17 protein-coding genes are annotated in these 16,105 nt (G+C 65.7%); 9 read left to right on the forward strand and 8 right to left on the reverse strand.

The window, feature by feature from the left end:
* The first annotated feature begins 6 nt into the window (after nt 1-6).
* From FZ983_RS01030 to FZ983_RS01050, 5 genes are all read left to right on the forward strand, one after another.
* On the forward strand, nt 7-714 hold the full coding sequence (locus tag FZ983_RS01030; RefSeq protein WP_149221787.1) for an alanyl-tRNA editing protein: 708 nt from the start codon (nt 7-9) through the stop codon (nt 712-714).
* Between the two features lie 34 nt (nt 715-748).
* Nucleotides 749-1,651, forward strand: coding sequence for a rhodanese-like domain-containing protein (locus FZ983_RS01035; protein WP_149221788.1), 903 nt, complete (start codon nt 749-751; stop codon nt 1,649-1,651).
* Nucleotides 1,648-2,082: a GNAT family acetyltransferase gene (locus tag FZ983_RS01040; protein ID WP_149221789.1), complete on the forward strand. Its 435-nt coding sequence runs from the start codon at nt 1,648-1,650 to the stop codon at nt 2,080-2,082. Before FZ983_RS01035 ends, FZ983_RS01040 begins: the two co-directional genes overlap by 4 nt.
* The gene (locus tag FZ983_RS01045; RefSeq protein ID WP_149221790.1) at nt 2,058-2,675 is read left to right on the forward strand and encodes a GNAT family N-acetyltransferase; all 618 of its coding nucleotides are present in this window, start codon (nt 2,058-2,060) and stop codon (nt 2,673-2,675) included. The genes FZ983_RS01040 and FZ983_RS01045 overlap by 25 nt, the downstream gene beginning before the upstream one ends.
* Nucleotides 2,676-2,827: 152 nt before the next feature.
* Nucleotides 2,828-3,070, forward strand: coding sequence for a hypothetical protein (locus FZ983_RS01050; RefSeq protein WP_247883515.1), 243 nt, complete (start codon nt 2,828-2,830; stop codon nt 3,068-3,070).
* A gap of 319 nt (nt 3,071-3,389) precedes the next feature.
* Here the strand turns inward: FZ983_RS01050 and FZ983_RS01055 are convergent, their stop codons facing one another.
* From FZ983_RS01055 to FZ983_RS01075, 5 genes are all read right to left on the reverse strand, one after another.
* Nucleotides 3,390-4,475: a histidinol-phosphate transaminase gene (locus FZ983_RS01055; RefSeq protein WP_149221792.1), complete on the reverse strand. Its 1,086-nt coding sequence runs from the start codon at nt 4,473-4,475 to the stop codon at nt 3,390-3,392.
* A 162-nt stretch (nt 4,476-4,637) separates the two neighbouring features.
* On the reverse strand, nt 4,638-5,426 hold the full coding sequence (locus tag FZ983_RS01060) for an amino acid ABC transporter ATP-binding protein (RefSeq protein WP_282186983.1): 789 nt from the start codon (nt 5,424-5,426) through the stop codon (nt 4,638-4,640).
* Nucleotides 5,427-5,455: 29 nt separating this feature from the next.
* A complete protein-coding gene (locus FZ983_RS01065) occupies nt 5,456-6,562 on the reverse strand; it encodes an amino acid ABC transporter permease (protein WP_149221793.1) in 1,107 nt (368 codons plus the stop codon).
* A gap of 5 nt (nt 6,563-6,567) precedes the next feature.
* Nucleotides 6,568-7,767: an amino acid ABC transporter permease gene (locus FZ983_RS01070; RefSeq protein WP_149221794.1), complete on the reverse strand. Its 1,200-nt coding sequence runs from the start codon at nt 7,765-7,767 to the stop codon at nt 6,568-6,570.
* 217 nt (nt 7,768-7,984) lie between these two features.
* On the reverse strand, nt 7,985-9,004 hold the full coding sequence (locus FZ983_RS01075; protein WP_149221795.1) for an amino acid ABC transporter substrate-binding protein: 1,020 nt from the start codon (nt 9,002-9,004) through the stop codon (nt 7,985-7,987).
* Nucleotides 9,005-9,367: 363 nt separating this feature from the next.
* Here FZ983_RS01075 and metC point away from each other — a divergent pair, with 363 nt between their 5' ends.
* The 4 genes from metC to FZ983_RS01095 all read left to right on the forward strand — a co-directional run bounded on the left by metC (nt 9,368) and on the right by FZ983_RS01095 (nt 12,900).
* A complete protein-coding gene (metC, locus tag FZ983_RS01080) occupies nt 9,368-10,546 on the forward strand; it encodes a cystathionine beta-lyase (protein ID WP_149221796.1) in 1,179 nt (392 codons plus the stop codon).
* A 32-nt stretch (nt 10,547-10,578) separates the two neighbouring features.
* Entirely contained in the window at nt 10,579-11,013 is a 435-nt protein-coding gene (gene hisI, locus FZ983_RS01085; protein ID WP_149221797.1) for a phosphoribosyl-AMP cyclohydrolase, read from the forward strand.
* 571 nt (nt 11,014-11,584) lie between these two features.
* Nucleotides 11,585-12,265: a calcium-binding protein gene (locus tag FZ983_RS01090; RefSeq protein WP_149221798.1), complete on the forward strand. Its 681-nt coding sequence runs from the start codon at nt 11,585-11,587 to the stop codon at nt 12,263-12,265.
* A gap of 140 nt (nt 12,266-12,405) precedes the next feature.
* A complete protein-coding gene (locus FZ983_RS01095) occupies nt 12,406-12,900 on the forward strand; it encodes a PRC-barrel domain-containing protein (protein WP_149221799.1) in 495 nt (164 codons plus the stop codon).
* 101 nt (nt 12,901-13,001) lie between these two features.
* Here the strand turns inward: FZ983_RS01095 and FZ983_RS01100 are convergent, their stop codons facing one another.
* The 3 genes from FZ983_RS01100 to FZ983_RS01110 all read right to left on the reverse strand — a co-directional run bounded on the left by FZ983_RS01100 (nt 13,002) and on the right by FZ983_RS01110 (nt 16,048).
* Nucleotides 13,002-14,513: a TRAP transporter large permease subunit gene (locus tag FZ983_RS01100; RefSeq protein WP_149221800.1), complete on the reverse strand. Its 1,512-nt coding sequence runs from the start codon at nt 14,511-14,513 to the stop codon at nt 13,002-13,004.
* Nucleotides 14,514-14,531: 18 nt separating this feature from the next.
* Complete coding sequence (locus FZ983_RS01105; protein ID WP_149221801.1) at nt 14,532-15,071, reverse strand: TRAP transporter small permease subunit; 540 nt, start codon at nt 15,069-15,071, stop codon at nt 14,532-14,534.
* Between the two features lie 236 nt (nt 15,072-15,307).
* On the reverse strand, nt 15,308-16,048 hold the full coding sequence (locus tag FZ983_RS01110; protein ID WP_149221802.1) for an arginyltransferase: 741 nt from the start codon (nt 16,046-16,048) through the stop codon (nt 15,308-15,310).
* Between the last annotated feature and the right edge of the window lie 57 nt (nt 16,049-16,105).

A 16,105-nucleotide genomic window follows, 5' to 3' on the forward strand; every position in this document is an offset into this window, starting at 1 on the left:
GGAGACATGGACGCGCTATTCCGTGAGGACGCCTACGCCCGCAACTGCGTCGCCACCGTCACGGCGGTGGACGAGCGCGGCATCCGGCTCGACCGCACCGTCTTCTATCCGACCGGCGGCGGGCAGCCGGGCGACAGCGGGACCTTGCGCTTCGACGGGCTGGAAGTCCGCATCAAGGACACGGTGAAGGGCGACGGCGGCGCCGACGACGTCATCCATGTGCCGGAGGACGGGCAGGAGCTGCCCACCCCCGGCACCGCGGTGGAGGCGGTGATCGATTGGGAGCGTCGCCACCGCCACATGCGGATGCACACCGCCCTGCACCTGCTGTGCGCCGTCGTTCCGGGATCGGTCACCGGCGGACAGATCGGCGCGGACAAGAGCCGGCTCGACTTCAACGTACCGGCCGAATCGCTGGACAAGGATGCCATCGCCGAGGCGGTGAACAGGCTGATCGCCGCCGACACGCCCGTCGGCACCCAGTGGATCACCGACGAGGAAATGGCGGCGAAGCCGGAACTGGTCCGGACCATGTCGGTGAAGCCGCCGACAGGCAGCGGCCGCGTCCGTCTGCTGAGCGTGGAGGGCGTCGATCTGCAGCCTTGCGGGGGCACCCATGTCGCCCGCACCGGCGAGATCGGCGGAATCGAGGTGACGAAGATCGAAAACAAGGGCAAGCAGAACCGGCGCGTCGTCATCGCGCTGAAGGACTGAGCCCATTCACCGAGCTTCTTGAAGGACGCGCAGCATGAGCGACAGCACCGTTGACCCGCTGACCGGCCCCGTCGTCTCCACCGACTGGCTTGCCCGCAACCTCGGCCGGCCGGGCCTGAAGCTGCTCGACGGGTCCTGGCACATGCCGGCCCTGAAGCGCGACATCCGGGCGGAGTTCGCCGCCAGCCACATCCCCGGCGCCCGCCTGTGCGACGTCGACGAGGTGGCGGCGCCGGACACCCATCCGCTGCCGCACATGGCCCCCGACGAGGCGACCTTCGCCGCGAAGATCGGCGCGCTGGGCATCGGCGACGGCGACACGGTGGTGGTCTATGACACCGCGGGCATGGCGACCGCCGCGGCGCGCGTCTGGTGGCTGTTCCGCCTGTTCGGCTTCGACCGTGTGGCGGTTCTGGACGGCGGTCTGCCGAAATGGCTGGCGGAAGGACGCCCGACGGAAGCAGGTGAGCCGGCCCCGGCACAGCAGGCGAGCTTCACTGCGCGCAGGCGTCCGGAGCTGATCCGCAGCGCCGATCAGGTTCTCGCCAACATCGATGCGAGGGCCGACCAGATCACCGATGCCCGCGCCCAGCCGCGATTCGAAGGCGCGGTAGCGGAGCCCTGGCCCGGACGGCGCAGCGGCCGCATTCCCGGCAGCTTCAACCTGCCCCACACCGACCTGATCGATCCTGAAACCAAGACCCTGCTTCCGCCGGACGCCATCGCTGCCAAGGCGCGTGCCGCCGGTCTCGACCTCGACCGGCCGGTGGTCGCCTCCTGCGGCAGCGGCATCACCGCCTGCGTCCTCGCGCTGGGCCTTGCCGCCGCCGGCAAGCCGGACGTGGCGATCTATGACGGCTCCTGGGCCGAATGGGGTCTGCGGGAGGATCTGCCGCTGGAGACCGGACCGCGGGAAGCCGAAGCGCGGCGACCGTGACCGATCCCGTCACCGTCCGGCCCTGCAGCGCGGAAGACTGCGATGCCGTCGTGGCACTGTGGACCGCCTGCGGGCTGGTGGTGCCCTGGAACGATCCGGCGGCGGACTTCGCGCTGGCGCTGTCGAAGTCCAGTTCGACGGTGCTTGCCGCAGTCGACGGCGGCAGGATCGTCGCCACCGCCATGGTCGGGCAGGATGGACACCGCGGCTGGATCTATTACGTCGCGGTGGACCCAGCCCGGCAGGGCCGCGGCCTCGGCCGCCGTATGGTGGCGGAGGCGGAAGGCTGGCTGGGTGCCGCCGGCATGCCCAAGGTCCAACTCCTCGTCCGCGAGACCAACCAACGGGTGCTGGCCTTCTACGAACGTCTCGGCTATGCCAGATCGCCCGTCACGATGATGCAGAAATGGCTGACCAACCCTTCTCCCTGACCCGCCCCGCCGTTCCCGCCGCCAGCCGGCCGGGCCATCTGCCGGTGATCGTCACCTATCTGCAGATGACCGCGCCGCCGGCCCACGAGCCGGTGCGCCAGCCGAAAGGCAACCTGTCGCTGCTGCGGGCGAATCCGCCGACCTGGTCCTTCTACCGCTATCTCTACGACACGGTGGGCGAGCCCTGGCTGTGGCACGAACGCCGCCGCATGCCGCGCAAGGAGTTGGAGCGCTCAATCCTCGACCCACTGGTGGAGGTCTGGGTGCTTTATGTCGACGGCACGCCCGCCGGCTTCGCGGAACTGGACCGGCGGACCAGCGAGACCGACTTGGCTTATTTCGGGCTGATCCCCGACTTCATCGGCCACAAGCTCGGCCCCTGGGTGCTCGACAGCATCATCCGCAAGGCGTGGGAAGGCGGCGCGAAGAAGCTGCTCGTCAACACCTGCACCTTCGACCATCCGAAGGCGCTGCCGCTATACCAGAGCATGGGCTTCGTCCCCACCCGCCATGTCGCCCGCGAGGTGCGCGACCCCCGGCTGGACGGCGTTCTGCCGCGCAGCGCGGGGGAGCATATTCCGCTGGCGGGGTGAGGCTGGGGCATCGTCCGTCAACGCGCCTCCCCCTTGACCACCCCAGCCACCCCGCCCCATCTACCGCGGGATGCCGGAACCCATTTGCGGGCCGGTGCGTTCCTTCGGGCGAGGCGGAAGCTCCGCCGTGACGATGGGGAGATGGGGCCTTGGTGGGCTGGATCATTCGGACGCTGGTGCTGTGCTTCGTCGTCGGCTTCGTGCTGTCGTTTCTGAACATCAACCCGGCCAGCATCCTGACCAACAGTTGGCAAACGATACAGGACATCGCAGCGCTGTTGGTCGAAGCCGGCGGCTGGGCCTTGCCCTATATCCTGATCGGCGCCGTGGTGGTGGTGCCGTTGTCGCTGCTCGGGCTGATCCTGCGCTGGAACCGCTCCCGTCCGCCGTCCTGAAACCAGCCTGATCGCGGACAAAAAAACAGGAGGCACCGGAACCGGAGCCTCCTGTGAAACAGGGAGGGTTAGAGACAGTCATAGGTCTACGCCCTCATCCCGCCTGCCGCGTTGATGCATGTCAACGGAACGGCGCTTTTCACCGGCGGCCCTCCCGGCAAAGAAAAACCGGAGACATCCATGCGGATGCTCCGGTTCAGTGATACAGGGAGGGTTAGAGACAACACGGACCTTATCCGGAAACGGATATGCGCTTCGTTGATCTGCATCAAAAGCGGTGAAAATCTCTGTCTCCCGATCGCCTCGAAACCCTCGGCCCTCAACCGAGAATTTCGGCCAGCGCCACGACCAGCGCCTTGTTCTCCTCCTCGCGGCCAACGGTGATGCGCAGGCAGTCAGGCAGGCCATAGTCGGCCACCGGCTTCACCAGGATGCCGCGGCGGGCGAGATGGTCGATCACCGCCTGGGTGCCCAGCGACGGGTCGGTCGGAACGCGGGCCAGCACGAAGTTGCAGACGCTGGGATAGACGCGCAGCCCCACCCGCTCCAACTCGCGCGACAGCCAGGGCAGCCACTGCGCATTGTGGGCGAAGGTCGCCTCCTCATGCTCCGCGTCGCTCAGTGCGGCGGCGGCGGTCAATTGGGCGGGGAGCGAGACGTTGAAGGCGCCGCGGATGGCGTTCACCGCCTCGATGACCGTGGAGGGACCATAGCCCCAGCCCACCCGCAAGCCGGCCAGCCCGTGCATCTTGGAGAAGGTGCGGATCAGCAGGACATTGTCGGAGTTTTCGACGATCTCCGTTCCGTCGCTGTAGTCCGGCATCCGGCAATAATCGGCATAGGCGGAATCCAGAACCAGCAGCGTGTGCGACGGCAAGCCGGCGCGCAGCCGTTGCACCGCCTCGGCCGGGATGTAGGTGCCGGTCGGGTTGTTCGGGTTGGCGAGGAAGCAGATCCGCGTGCGCTCCGTCGCGCGGTCAATCATCGCCTCAACATCCACGACCATGTCGCGCTCCGCCGCGACGACAGCGGTGGCGCCGGTGGCGCGGATCGCCTTGATGAAACCGCGATAGCCGCGCTCGTGGCACAGCACCTCGTCACCGGGGCCGGCGAAGGCCTGGGCGACCAAATGGATCAGTTCCTCCGATCCGGCGGTGCAGACGATGTGGTCGGCGTCGATGGAATGGCGGCGCGCGATGGCATGGCGCAGCGGATCCTGGTCCCAGTCGGGATAGCAGTGGATGCGGGTTGCCGCCTCGCAATAGGCATCGAGGGCCAGCGGGCTGGGTCCAAGCGGGTTGTGGGTCAGGGACAGGTCGATCCACCGGCGGCCGTCGCGGGGCGGGCGAACGGGACGGTACGGCTTGATCTGGCCAACGCTGGGACGGGGGCTGAGCAGGTCCATAACCTCGGTCTCCGTGAGCGATTCGGTCGAGCAGCACGTCAGGCGACCGATTGAACCGCAAACCGGTGCGCAGCGCTACAGGACATTGCGCCGCGCACGGTGATCCGAGGTGTTTTGTTTCCGAATGACGGACCGGACGTAACCGCCGGTCCGCAGCCGGGATCAGTGGTTTAGAATTTGGCTGAGGAAGAGACGCGTGCGCTCCGACTTCGGATTCGAGAAGAAATTGTCCGGCGTGTCCTGCTCAACGATCTCGCCGCGGTCCATGAAGATCACCCGGTCGGCGACCGACTTGGCAAACCCCATCTCGTGCGTCACGCACAGCATGGTCATGCCGTCCTCGGCCAGACCGATCATGACATCCAGAACTTCCTTCACCATTTCGGGGTCGAGGGCCGAGGTCGGCTCGTCGAACAGCATCACCTTCGGGCTCATGCACAGCGACCGCGCAATGGCGACGCGCTGCTGCTGTCCGCCCGACAGCTGGCCGGGATACTTGTAGGCCTGCTCGGCGATGCGCACCCGCTTCAGGTAGCTCATCGCGATCTCCTCCGCTTCCGCCTTCGGCTTCTTGCGGACCCAGATCGGGGCGAGCGTGCAGTTCTCCAGCACGGTCAGGTGCGGGAACAGGTTGAAGTGCTGGAACACCATGCCGACCTCGCGCCGGACCAGTTCGATGTTCTTCAGGTTGTTGGTCAACTCGATCCCATCGATGACGATGGTGCCCTTCTGATGCTCCTCAAGCCGGTTCAGGCAACGGATCATCGTCGATTTGCCGGAGCCCGAGGGGCCGCAGACGACGATGCGCTCGCCCTTCTGGACGTTGAGGTCGATGTTCTTCAGGACGTGGAACTCGCCGTACCACTTGTTGACGCCCGTGCAGCGGATGATTTCCTCGCCGCTGAGAACGTGCTTGGCCTTGGCGTTGCCCTGGGACATGGCCTGGGACATGTGACGTGGTCTCCCTTGACGGCGTGGATCTAGCGACGGTGGCCGCGATTGAGATCGCGTTCCAGCTTCTGGCTGTACTTGGACATGCTGTAGCAGAAGACCCAGTAGATCACGCCGATGAACAGATAGGCCTCGCGGTAGAAACCGCGCCAGGACGGATCGGACAGCGCGGCCTTCGCGGTGCCGAGCAGGTCGTACAGGCCGATGATGATGACCAGCGAGGTGTCCTTGAAGAAGCTGATGAAGGTGTTCACCAGCGGCGGAATGGCGATGGCCAGCGCCTGCGGCAGGATGATCTTGCGCATCTTCTGCCAGTAGGACAGCCCCAGCCCGTCCGCGGCCTCGTACTGGCCCTTGGGGATCGCCTGCAGGCCGCCGCGGATGGCTTCGGCCATATAGGCGGCGGCGAACATGATGAAGGCGATCTGCGCGCGCAGCAGCTTGTCGATCGACACGCCGTTGGGCAGGAACAGCGGTAGCATCACCGACGCCATGAACAGCAAGCTGATCAGCGGCACGCCGCGGATCAGCTCGATATAGGTGACGCACAGCACCTTGACCGCGGGCATGTTCGACCGGCGACCCAGCGCCAGCAGGATCGCCACCGGGAAGGCCACGGCCAGACCGATCACCGACAGGATCAGGGTCAGCGGCAGGCCGCCCCACAGCGTGTTCTCGACATAGGTCAGGCCGAGGACGCCGCCCCACATCAGCACGGCGACCAGCGCCAGCCCTGCGGCCCAGACCAACCCCAGCCACGGCTTCCAGAAGCGGCGGTCGCAGCTGACGACCAGCAGCGCGATGATGATGCAGATCGTCACCAGCGGGCGCCACTGCTCATCCCACGGGAACATCCCGAACATGATGAAGCGCAGCTTCTCGCTGATGAAGCCCCAGCAGGCGCCGCCGGCATCCTGCCGGCAGACGGTGGAGGAGGAATCGAACCCGTGGGCGCGGATCAGCAGCCAGTTGACGAATGGCGGGACCGCCGACGCCAGAAGGGCCAGCACCAGCACGGTCAGGATGGCGTTGTACCAGGTGTTGAACAGATTGGTCCGCAGCCACGCGAGCGGGCCGACGGTGTTGGCCGGCGGACGCTCGTCCGGCAGGCCGACGCTTTGCACGTTGTCGGTCATGGCCGTTACCGCTCCACCAGCGCGATGCGCTTGTTGTACCAGTTCATGAAGATCGAGATGCTGAGGCTGATGACCAGATAGGTGCCCATGATCATCGTCACGCCTTCGATCGCCTGACCGGTCTGGTTCAGCGTCGTGTTGGCGATCGACACCAGATCCGGATAGCCGATGGCCAGCGCCAGCGAGCTGTTCTTGGTCAGGTTGAGATACTGGCTGGTCAGCGGCGGCACGATCACCCGCAACGCCTGCGGCAGGATGACGAGGCGCAACGTCGGGCCACTGGGCAGGCCGAGCGCGCGCGCCGCCTCCGTCTGGCCCCAGTTGACCGCTATGATGCCGCTGCGCACCACCTCGGCGATGAAGGCCGCGGTGTAGATGGTCAGGCCGGTCAGGATGGCGAAGAACTCGGGCGAGATGGCCGCGCCGCCGGCGAAGTTGAAGCCTGCCAGCTTCGGCACATCCATAGCCGCCGGCGCACCGCCCGCGATCCAGGTCAGCAGCGGCAGGCCGACGATCAGGCCCAAACCAGTCCAGCCGGCCGGGAAGGTCTGCCCGGTCCGTGCCTGCCGCGCCCTGGCCCAGCGCGATACGCCCCAGGCGACGACGATGGCGACCAGCAGGGCGATACCCATGTTGGCCCAGACGGGATCGGGTGCCGGAACCGGCACGCGCAGGCCGCGCTGGGACAGGAAGACGCCCGGCAGCGGGTTCAGGGCTTGGCGCACCGGCGGCAGGCTTTCCGACACCAGCGCATACCAGAAGAACAGCTGCAGCAGCGGCGGGATGTTGCGCACCACCTCGACATAGGTCGAGGCGAGCTTGGCGATCAGCCAGTTGCTGGACAGGCGGGCGACGCCGATGATCGTGCCGATGATCGTCGCCAGAATGACGCCGATGATCGACACCTTCAGCGTGTTCAGCACGCCGACCAGGAAGGCACGGCCATAGCTGTCCTTCGGCGAATAGTCGATCAGCGATTCGCCGATGCCGAAGGCCGCTTCACGCTCCAGGAAATCGTAACCGGTCGCGATCGAGCGCCGCGCGAGGTTGTCGAGCGTGTTGGAAATCAGGAACCAGCCGACCAGGACGACCGCGCCGACCACCAGGATCTGGTAGACGATGGCGCGGAACGTCGGGTCGCTGAGGGAAAACGATACGCCACCCGGCGGCGGAGCGCCTTGGGTGGTCCGGGTCTCGGTCGCCACGGACTACTCTCCCCCAACCATCGCGTCCCATACGGTGCCCACGCGGTCCCGGACGTTCTTCCGGGCATTTCCCACACCGTAGGGGATGCGACATGTCTCCCAATGCGGTCCCCTGCGCGGGCGCTTCACCGGCACCCTTCGCGACCGCTCCTCAAAAGTACCGGAAGGCCGCCCCCGGCAACGGGCCTGCGGGCGGCGCTTCAAACGGTGCCGTGTCTTACCGGAACGGCTGGGCGTACATCAGGCCGCCCTTGGTCCACAGGGCGTTCAAGCCGCGCTCCAGCTTGAGCGGGGTGCCCGGACCGACGTTGCGGTCGAAGATCTCGCCGTAGTTGCCGACCTTCTTCACGACGTTGTAGGCCCACTTCTCGTCCAGGCCCAGAGCCTTGCCCATGCCCGGCGTGGTGCCGAGATAGCGCTGGACGTCCGGGTTCTTGGAGTTGGTGAACTCGTCGATGTTCTTGGAGGTGATGCCGAATTCCTCGGCCTGGATGGTCGCGAAGACCGTCCACTTGACGATGTCGGACCACTGGTCGTCGCCATGGCGCACGGCCGGGGCCAGCGGCTCCTTGGAGATGACTTCCGGCAGGATGACGTGGTCGTCCGGAACCGGGGCGACACCGGCGCGGGTACCGGCCAGACCGGACACGTCGGTGGTCAGCACGTCGCAGCGGCCGGCGAAGTAGGCGGCGTTGACCTCGTCGTTCGATTCGATGACGACGGGGTTGTAGCTCATGCCGTTGGCGCGGAAATAGTCAGCCAGGTTCAGTTCGGTCGTGGTGCCGGACTGGACGCAGACGGTGGCGCCGTTCAGCTCCTTGGCGCTCTTCACGCCCAGCTTCTTCGGAACCATGAAGCCCTGGCCGTCATAATAGGTGACGGGGGCGAAGTTCAGGCCGACGGAGGTATCGCGGGTCAGCGTGGCGGTCGTGTTGCGCGACAGCAGGTCGACTTCGCCGGACTGGATGGCCGGGAAGCGCTGCTGGGCCGACAGCGGGGTGAACTTGACCTTGTTCGGGTCGTTGAAGATGGCGACGGCGACGGCACGGCAATAGTCGACGTCGAGGCCGGTCCAGTTGCCGGCGCTGTCGGGGTTGCCGAAGCCCGGCAGACCGGCGTTCACGCCGCACTGAACGAAGCCGCGCTGCTTGACGGTGTCGAGCGTCGCAGCACCGGCGGCGACACTGGCGGAAACGACCACGGCCGCTGCGGCGGCGGCCAGGAACCCTGACTTCATATTATGAACTCCACCCTGTTCTTGCGTTCTTCGCATTTGAGCGGTCTGACGACGCGCCTGACGACGCCGGCCGTTTGCTCCCGACAAGCCGGCACCAAGGCCGACCCTGTGGGGATCGCGACGCAGCCATGCGCGTGGATCAAGAGTGCATCAACTTGATCCGACTTGTCGAATCCTCCGTGCATTGGTGGTGTTACCAGAAGATCCCGACGGCCGGCGGCCTCCCCGGCACAATCGGTGATGGCCGCAGGGCTTCCGGGATGACACAATGTTCGGCCGTGCCGCCTTTGCCCCGGGGAGGCTACCTCACCGATGGGCGACTCAAAGCGGACCGGGCTACCGCTCCAGCCAAACGGACAGTCGATGAAGGACGTCACGCAGGACACGATTCTCGTTCACGCCGGCCGCGATCCGCGGAACAACCACGGCATCGTCAATCCGCCGGTCTATCACTGTTCGACCGTGCTGTTCCCGACCCTCGACGCGCTGGAGGAAAGCGACCGCAACACGCTGGAAGGCGTGCATTACGGCCGCATGGGTACGCCCACGACCTTCGCCTTCGAAGAGGCCGCGGCGGCGCTTGAGGGCGGATTCAAGGCGGTGAACACCGGCTCCGGGCTTGCCGCCATCGCGGTCGCCCTGTCGGCCTTCACCAAGGCCGGCGACCATGTGCTGATCACCGACAGCGCCTATGGCCCGACGCGCCGCTTCGCCAAGGAGACGCTGGCCCCCTACGGCGTCGAGGTGGAATTCTACGATCCCTGCATCGGCGCCGGCATCGACGCGCTGCTGCGGCCCAACACCAGCGTGGTCTTCCTCGAATCGCCGGGATCGCTGACCTTCGAGGTGCAGGACGTGCCGGCCATCGCCGTGGCGGCGAAGAAGGCCGGCGCCACGGTGATGATCGACAACACCTGGGCCACCCCGCTGTTCTTCCGCCCGTTCGACCATGGCGTCGACGTGTCCATCCATGCCGCGACCAAATACATGGTGGGCCATGCCGATGCGATGCTGGGTGTCGTCACCTGCCGCGACGAGGCGAGCTGGACCGCGGTGAAGAAGGCGGCGACCCGCTTCGGCATCTGCGGCGGCCCGGACGACCTCTATCTCGGCCTGCGCGGCCTGAGGACGCTGGCGGTGCGCATGCGCCAGCATCAGGAAAGTGCGCTGGCGCTCGCCGACTGGCTGTCGGCCCGGCCGGAGGTGACGCGCGTTCTGCACCCCGCCCGTCCCGACTTTCCCGGCCATACCCTGTGGAAGCGCGACTTCACCGGGTCGAGCGGCCTGTTCTCCATCGTCATCAACCAGGTCCCGCGCAAGGCGCTGGCGGCGATGCTGGACGGGATGGAGCTGTTCGGCATGGGCTACAGCTGGGGCGGCTTCGAAAGCCTGATCCTGCCGACCCGGCCTGCCGCCGTGCGCTCCGCCACCCGCTGGACCGATCCGGGGCAGGTCCTGCGCCTGCATGCCGGGCTGGAAAGCGCCGATGATCTGATCCGCGACCTGGACGCCGGCTTCCGCCGGATGTCCGCCGCCCTGTAAGCGGCCGGCGGACCTGTGAGGAGTGACTTGCCATGACGGACACACCGTCTCTTGATTCGGCCCCGTTCGAAGATGTTCTGGCCGCCATCCGCTTCACCGCCGACGGGCTGGTGCCCGCCATCGCCCAGGCGGACGGCACCGGCGAGATCCTGATGATGGCCTGGATGAACCGCGATGCGGTGGTCGAGACTTTGGCGACCGGCCGCGTCTGCTACTGGTCGCGCTCGCGCGGCGGGCTGTGGCGCAAGGGGGAGACCTCGGGTCAGGTGCAGCGGCTGATTGATTTCCGGGTCGACTGCGATGGCGATACCCTGCTGCTGATCGTGGAGCAGGACGGCGTCGCCTGCCACACCGGACGGCGCAGCTGCTTCTATCGCGCCTGGCGCGACGGGCGGCTGGAGACCATCCAGGAGGTCGAGACCGATCCGGCCATCCTCTATGGCGGGCATTCGCACAGCCACGGCTGAGAGGGTCGGACGGGAGACGAGTCGCTGCCACCGCGGTGAGGGTTTGCGATCGATCGTTGATCCACATCAACGCTACGCCCCAGCCGAAGGGTATAGAAACTCTCTTGTCTCTAACCCTCCCTGTATATGACTGCGCCGGGCGTTCCTATGAACGCCCGGTTATTTTTTGCCCGGCCGCCGGCTTCACAATCTCGGTCAACGGATGGCGCGTTTGCGCCGCCGAACCTCTTTCGGACGATCTGCTCCGTCACTGTCTTCCGACCGGGGCATAGGGCATTCCTTTGCGCAACAGGCCCTTCGGCCCGACGAACGGTGTCCTTTTGCAAGCGGAAGCCTGTCCATATGGGAGAGAAAACCCGCTTTCTGTCTCAACAACAACCCGCAGTCAGTCACAAATGCATCGAAATAAGAAACATAATGGACCGATGATTTAATCAATGTATGAACATCTGTGTCATTTCCTCAAATCCCCTTTGTATTGCTCCTTTATCGCTTTTCGACCGCCCCGGACCCATGGTTAACATCTGGTTAATCGTTAACAGCACGTTAACGGCACTGATGGAGAGACGCCATGCGCCAGTTCTGGGGGACTTCGAACAACGACACCATGACCGGCACCGCAACTGACGACCGTCTCGACGGTCTGGACGGGGACGACCGTATCAACGGCGCCGGCGGGAACGATCTGCTGTATGGCGAACGCGGAAACGACTCGCTGATCGGCGGGCTGGGCAACGACAAGTTCTATGGCGGCGACGGCAACGATTGGCTCGGCGATCCCTATGGGAACGAGCCAGGGAATGACTCGATGTGGGGCGATGCCGGCAACGACCAGTTGTTCGGTGGCGAGGGCAACGACTGGCTGAATGGCGGCACCGGCGACGACATCGTCAAGGGCATGCGCGGCAACGACACCATGATCGGCGGCAGCGGCAACGACATGTTGTACGACAGCTACCGTGACGGCGGCGCCGACCTGTTCCAGCCGGGCACCGGCAACGACAGCATGGTCAGCTACACCGACGGTCTGGTCGACCGCTTCCTGATCGAACAGGCGACCGGCGGCTTCGGCACCGATACGATCAATTACTTCGAGAAGGGCATCGACCAGATCGAGTTCCATGGCTATCGCGCCTGGGAGATGGGGATGACCAGCAGCGGTTCGGCCACGACCTTCGCCTTCACCGACGGCTCGTCGCTGACGGTCGATCAGATCGGGCTCAGCGCCGGCCAGGACTTCATCTTCACCTGACCTGTCCGGACGGAGGGCGCCCGCGGGCGATGGGGTCACCCCATCGGCGCGCGGGACCTCCGGCACGGCTTGCGCTGTTGCACTGGCGGACACACCTGCGCCCTTTGAAGGCGCGCCGCCAGAAGAAGGGCCAAGAACCGATGGACCAACGCCGCCATTCCTTCCGACCGCGCCACTTCCTCCTGTCGGTGCCTCTCCTGTCGGCATTGGCGCTGGGCGCCTGCGCCGGTTCCTCCGACATGGGCGGCGTTCCCTCGGCGGAGGTTGCGACCAGACCGCCGATCGAGCTGGTCGGCCTGACCGTGCAGACGCCGGACGGTCGGCGCATCCTGGGCAATGTCTCCGATCTGGTGATCGGGCCGACGAACCGGGTGGAGCAGGCGATCGTCACCGTCGGGGCTCCCCGCTACCCGACAGAGCACAAGGTGACGGTCAACAGTGAAAACCTGCGCTACGCCCACAACCGTCAGGCCGTGATTCTCACTGGTATGACGGTGGAGCAGTTCGCGGCCCTGCCGCCCAGCGGCGTCAGCGACCGCATGATGTCGCTTGGCGGCGGTCCGGGCTATGGGGCTCCCCTCGCAAGCGGCGGCACGGCGCCGACCAACTGGACCGGGGCCACCCAACCCCGCTGATCTCTTTCGCTGACCCTTTCCCGCTGGAAACGCACAAATAAAATGGGGGCCGGACGAACCGGCCCCCATTTTCGTTCAGGTTTCCATTCAGGCTATCGCCGTCACTTGCCCTGAAGCTGCTTCATGATGTCGTCGGCCTGATTGTTCTCCGGCTCGGCAGGAGCGCCGAAGGGCGGAGCCACGTCCTGGTTGTCGAAGGCCGGAATCTCGATCTTCACATCGTCCAAGTTGATCGCCGGGCCCTTGTCGCGGCCGGCATCCACCATCTGCGGGAAGGAGATGACGAGAGCGACCATGATGAGCTGGATGACTACGAAGGGCACCGCACCCCAATAGATCTGGCCGGTGGTGATCCTCGCGATCTTCTGCCCGGTTATCTTGTCTATGTAGTCCGTCTTCGGCGCCACTGACCGCAGGAAGAACAGGGCGAAACCGAAGGGCGGGTGCATGAAGCTGGTCTGCATGTTGACGCCCAGCAGCACGCCGAACCAGATCAGGTCGATGCCCAGCTTGTCCGCCACCGGCCCCAGCAGGGGGACGATGATGAAGGCCAGCTCGAAGAAATCGAGGAAGAAAGCCAGGACGAAGATCAGGATGTTACAGACGATCAGGAAGCCCAACTGGCCGCCCGGCAGGCTGGTCATCAGATGTTCGACCCAGAGGTCGCCGTTGACGGCACGGAAGACCAGACCGAACACGGTCGAACCGATCAGGATGAACACCACGAAGGACGACAGCTTGGCCGTGGAGTCCATCGCCTGGCGCATCAGGCCCCAGCTGAGCTGGCGCTTGGCCAGAGCCAGCAGGATGGCGCCGGCGGCACCCATGGCACCGCCCTCCGTCGGGGTGGCGATTCCGAGGAAGATGGTGCCCAGCACCAGGAAGATCAGCACCAGCGGCGGCACCAGCGAGGTGATGACGCGGAGAAGCAGCTGGAAGCCACGCAGCGTGCGGGCCTCCGGCGGCAGGGCCGGCACCGCCGACGGGCGGATGATGCTGGTGAGCAGAATGTAGCCGGTGTAAAGGCCGGTCAGCACGAGGCCGGGGACCAGCGCGCCGGCATACATGTCGCCGACCGACCGACCGAGCTGGTCGGCCAGCACGATCAGCACCAGCGACGGCGGGATGATCTGGGCCAGCGTGCCCGACGCGGCGATGACGCCGGTCGCGATCCGGCGGTCATAGCCGTAGCGAAGCATGATCGGCAGCGAGATCAGGCCCATGGAGATCACCGACGCGGCGACGACGCCGGTGGTCGCCGCCAGCAGCGCGCCGACGAAGATCACCGCATAGGCCAGACCGCCGCGGATCGGGCCGAACAGCTGCCCGATGGTGTCGAGCAGATCCTCGGCCATGCCGGAGCGTTCCAGGATCAGGCCCATGAAGGTGAAGAAGGGAATGGCCAGCAGCGTGTCGTTGCGCATGATGCCGAACACGCGTTCCGGCAGAGCCTGCATCAGCGCCGGGGTCAGCAGACCCAGCTCGATGCCGATCAGACCGAACACGAGGCCGTTCGCGGCGAGCGCGAAGGCGACCGGGAAACCCATCAACAGGAAAAGCACCAGCGCGCCAAACATCAGCGGCGCCATATTGGCGGTTACGAACTCGACCATCAGGGGCGCTCCCGGTCCTTAGGAATGGCTGTGCATCTTCTCGCCCGGCTCGTCACGATGGCCGGTGAGATAGGCGACACGCTTGATCAGCTCCGACACACCCTGTGCGGTGAGCAGGAAGAAGCCGACCGGGACCAGAATCTTCGCGGGCCAGCGGATCAGGCCGCCGGCATCGCTCGACATCTCGTGGGTGATGTAGCTGTCCAGGAACATCGGCCAGGACAGCACCATGATCAGGATCGTCATCGGGAACATGAAGACCAGGATCCCGAAGATGTCGACCCAGGCCTGCACCCGTTTGGAGAAGCGGCCGATCACGATGTCGATGCGGATGTGTTCATTGCGCAGGAATGTATAGCCGGCGCACAGCAGGAACACGGCCGAGAACAGATACCACTGCAGCTCCAACCAGGCGTTGGAGCTGGTATTGAGCCCATAGCGGATGACCGCATTGGCGGCGCTGACGATGACGGCGACCAGCACGAGCCAGTATGCCAGCTTGCCGATGCCCTCGTTCACGGCATCGATCAGCCCGCTTAGTTTGAGCAGACCTCTCAAAGGAGAAACCTCCCTGTTGCAGGGGGCGCGGCCTTGGCCGTCCCCTTTTGCTTTTGTTGCAGCCGCATGGGCGCGGCAGGTCGCAACCCTCTCTCGGACGGAGGGTATACCAAAAGATAGGATTGGACGGGACTATTCCTTTCCGGGCATTCACCGGCAAGGGCTACGTTGGAGCTACGTAGAAACCCGTAGAGCCGGCTGCGGTGCGGACCGGATGCGCCGGCTCCGGAGCCGTGTCACTCGTCCGCCGGGATGTCCGCGGTGCGCCAGCCGTCCTCGCCCAGGCATTCCAGCGGGTGGAACTTCGCCTTGTAGGCCATCTTGCGGCTGTGGGCGATCCAGTAGCCGAGATAGACATAGGGCATGCGGGCCAGTCGGGCCCGTTCGATCAGGCCGAGGATCATGAATGTGCCGAGGCTGCGGCGGTCCTGCGCCGCATCATAGAAGCTGTAGACTGCTGAATAACCGTCCGACAGCCGGTCGGTCAGCATGCAGCCCACCAGCTGGCCGCGCTCGTCGCGGGCTTCCAGCAGGCTGGTGTCCGCCCTGCCCTCGTCCACCATGGCGGCGAAATCGCCCATCGCCATGCGGGCCATGTCGGAATCGCCATGGCGGGAGTTCTGGTAGAGCGAGAAGAGCCGGTACTGCTCGGACGTGGCGTAGGCCGGCCGCTCGGCCAGCGTCACCCCGGCGTTCAGTTTCAGCACCCGCCGCTGCGACCGCGACGGCGCGAATTCCGCAACTGGTACGCGCACCGGCACGCAGGCCTGGCAGTTGGGGCAGACCGGGCGATAGACGATGTCGTGGCTGCGGCGGAAGCCGGCCCGCGACAGGGTGGAATTCACCTCCGTCGCGTAGGGACCGATCAGGCGCGTGAACAGCTTGCGTTCCACACGCCCCGGCAGATAGGGGCAGGGCATGGGCCCCGACCGGAAGAATTGCTGCAGGGGACGCTGCGGCGGCTGGATGACCGACATTCTGACCGACAACCACCACGACAGTGAGGACGATACGGAGGAGCGTCGCCGCCCCTC

The organism is Azospirillum sp. B21, from assembly GCF_008364825.1.
GTDB lineage: Bacteria > Pseudomonadota > Alphaproteobacteria > Azospirillales > Azospirillaceae > Azospirillum.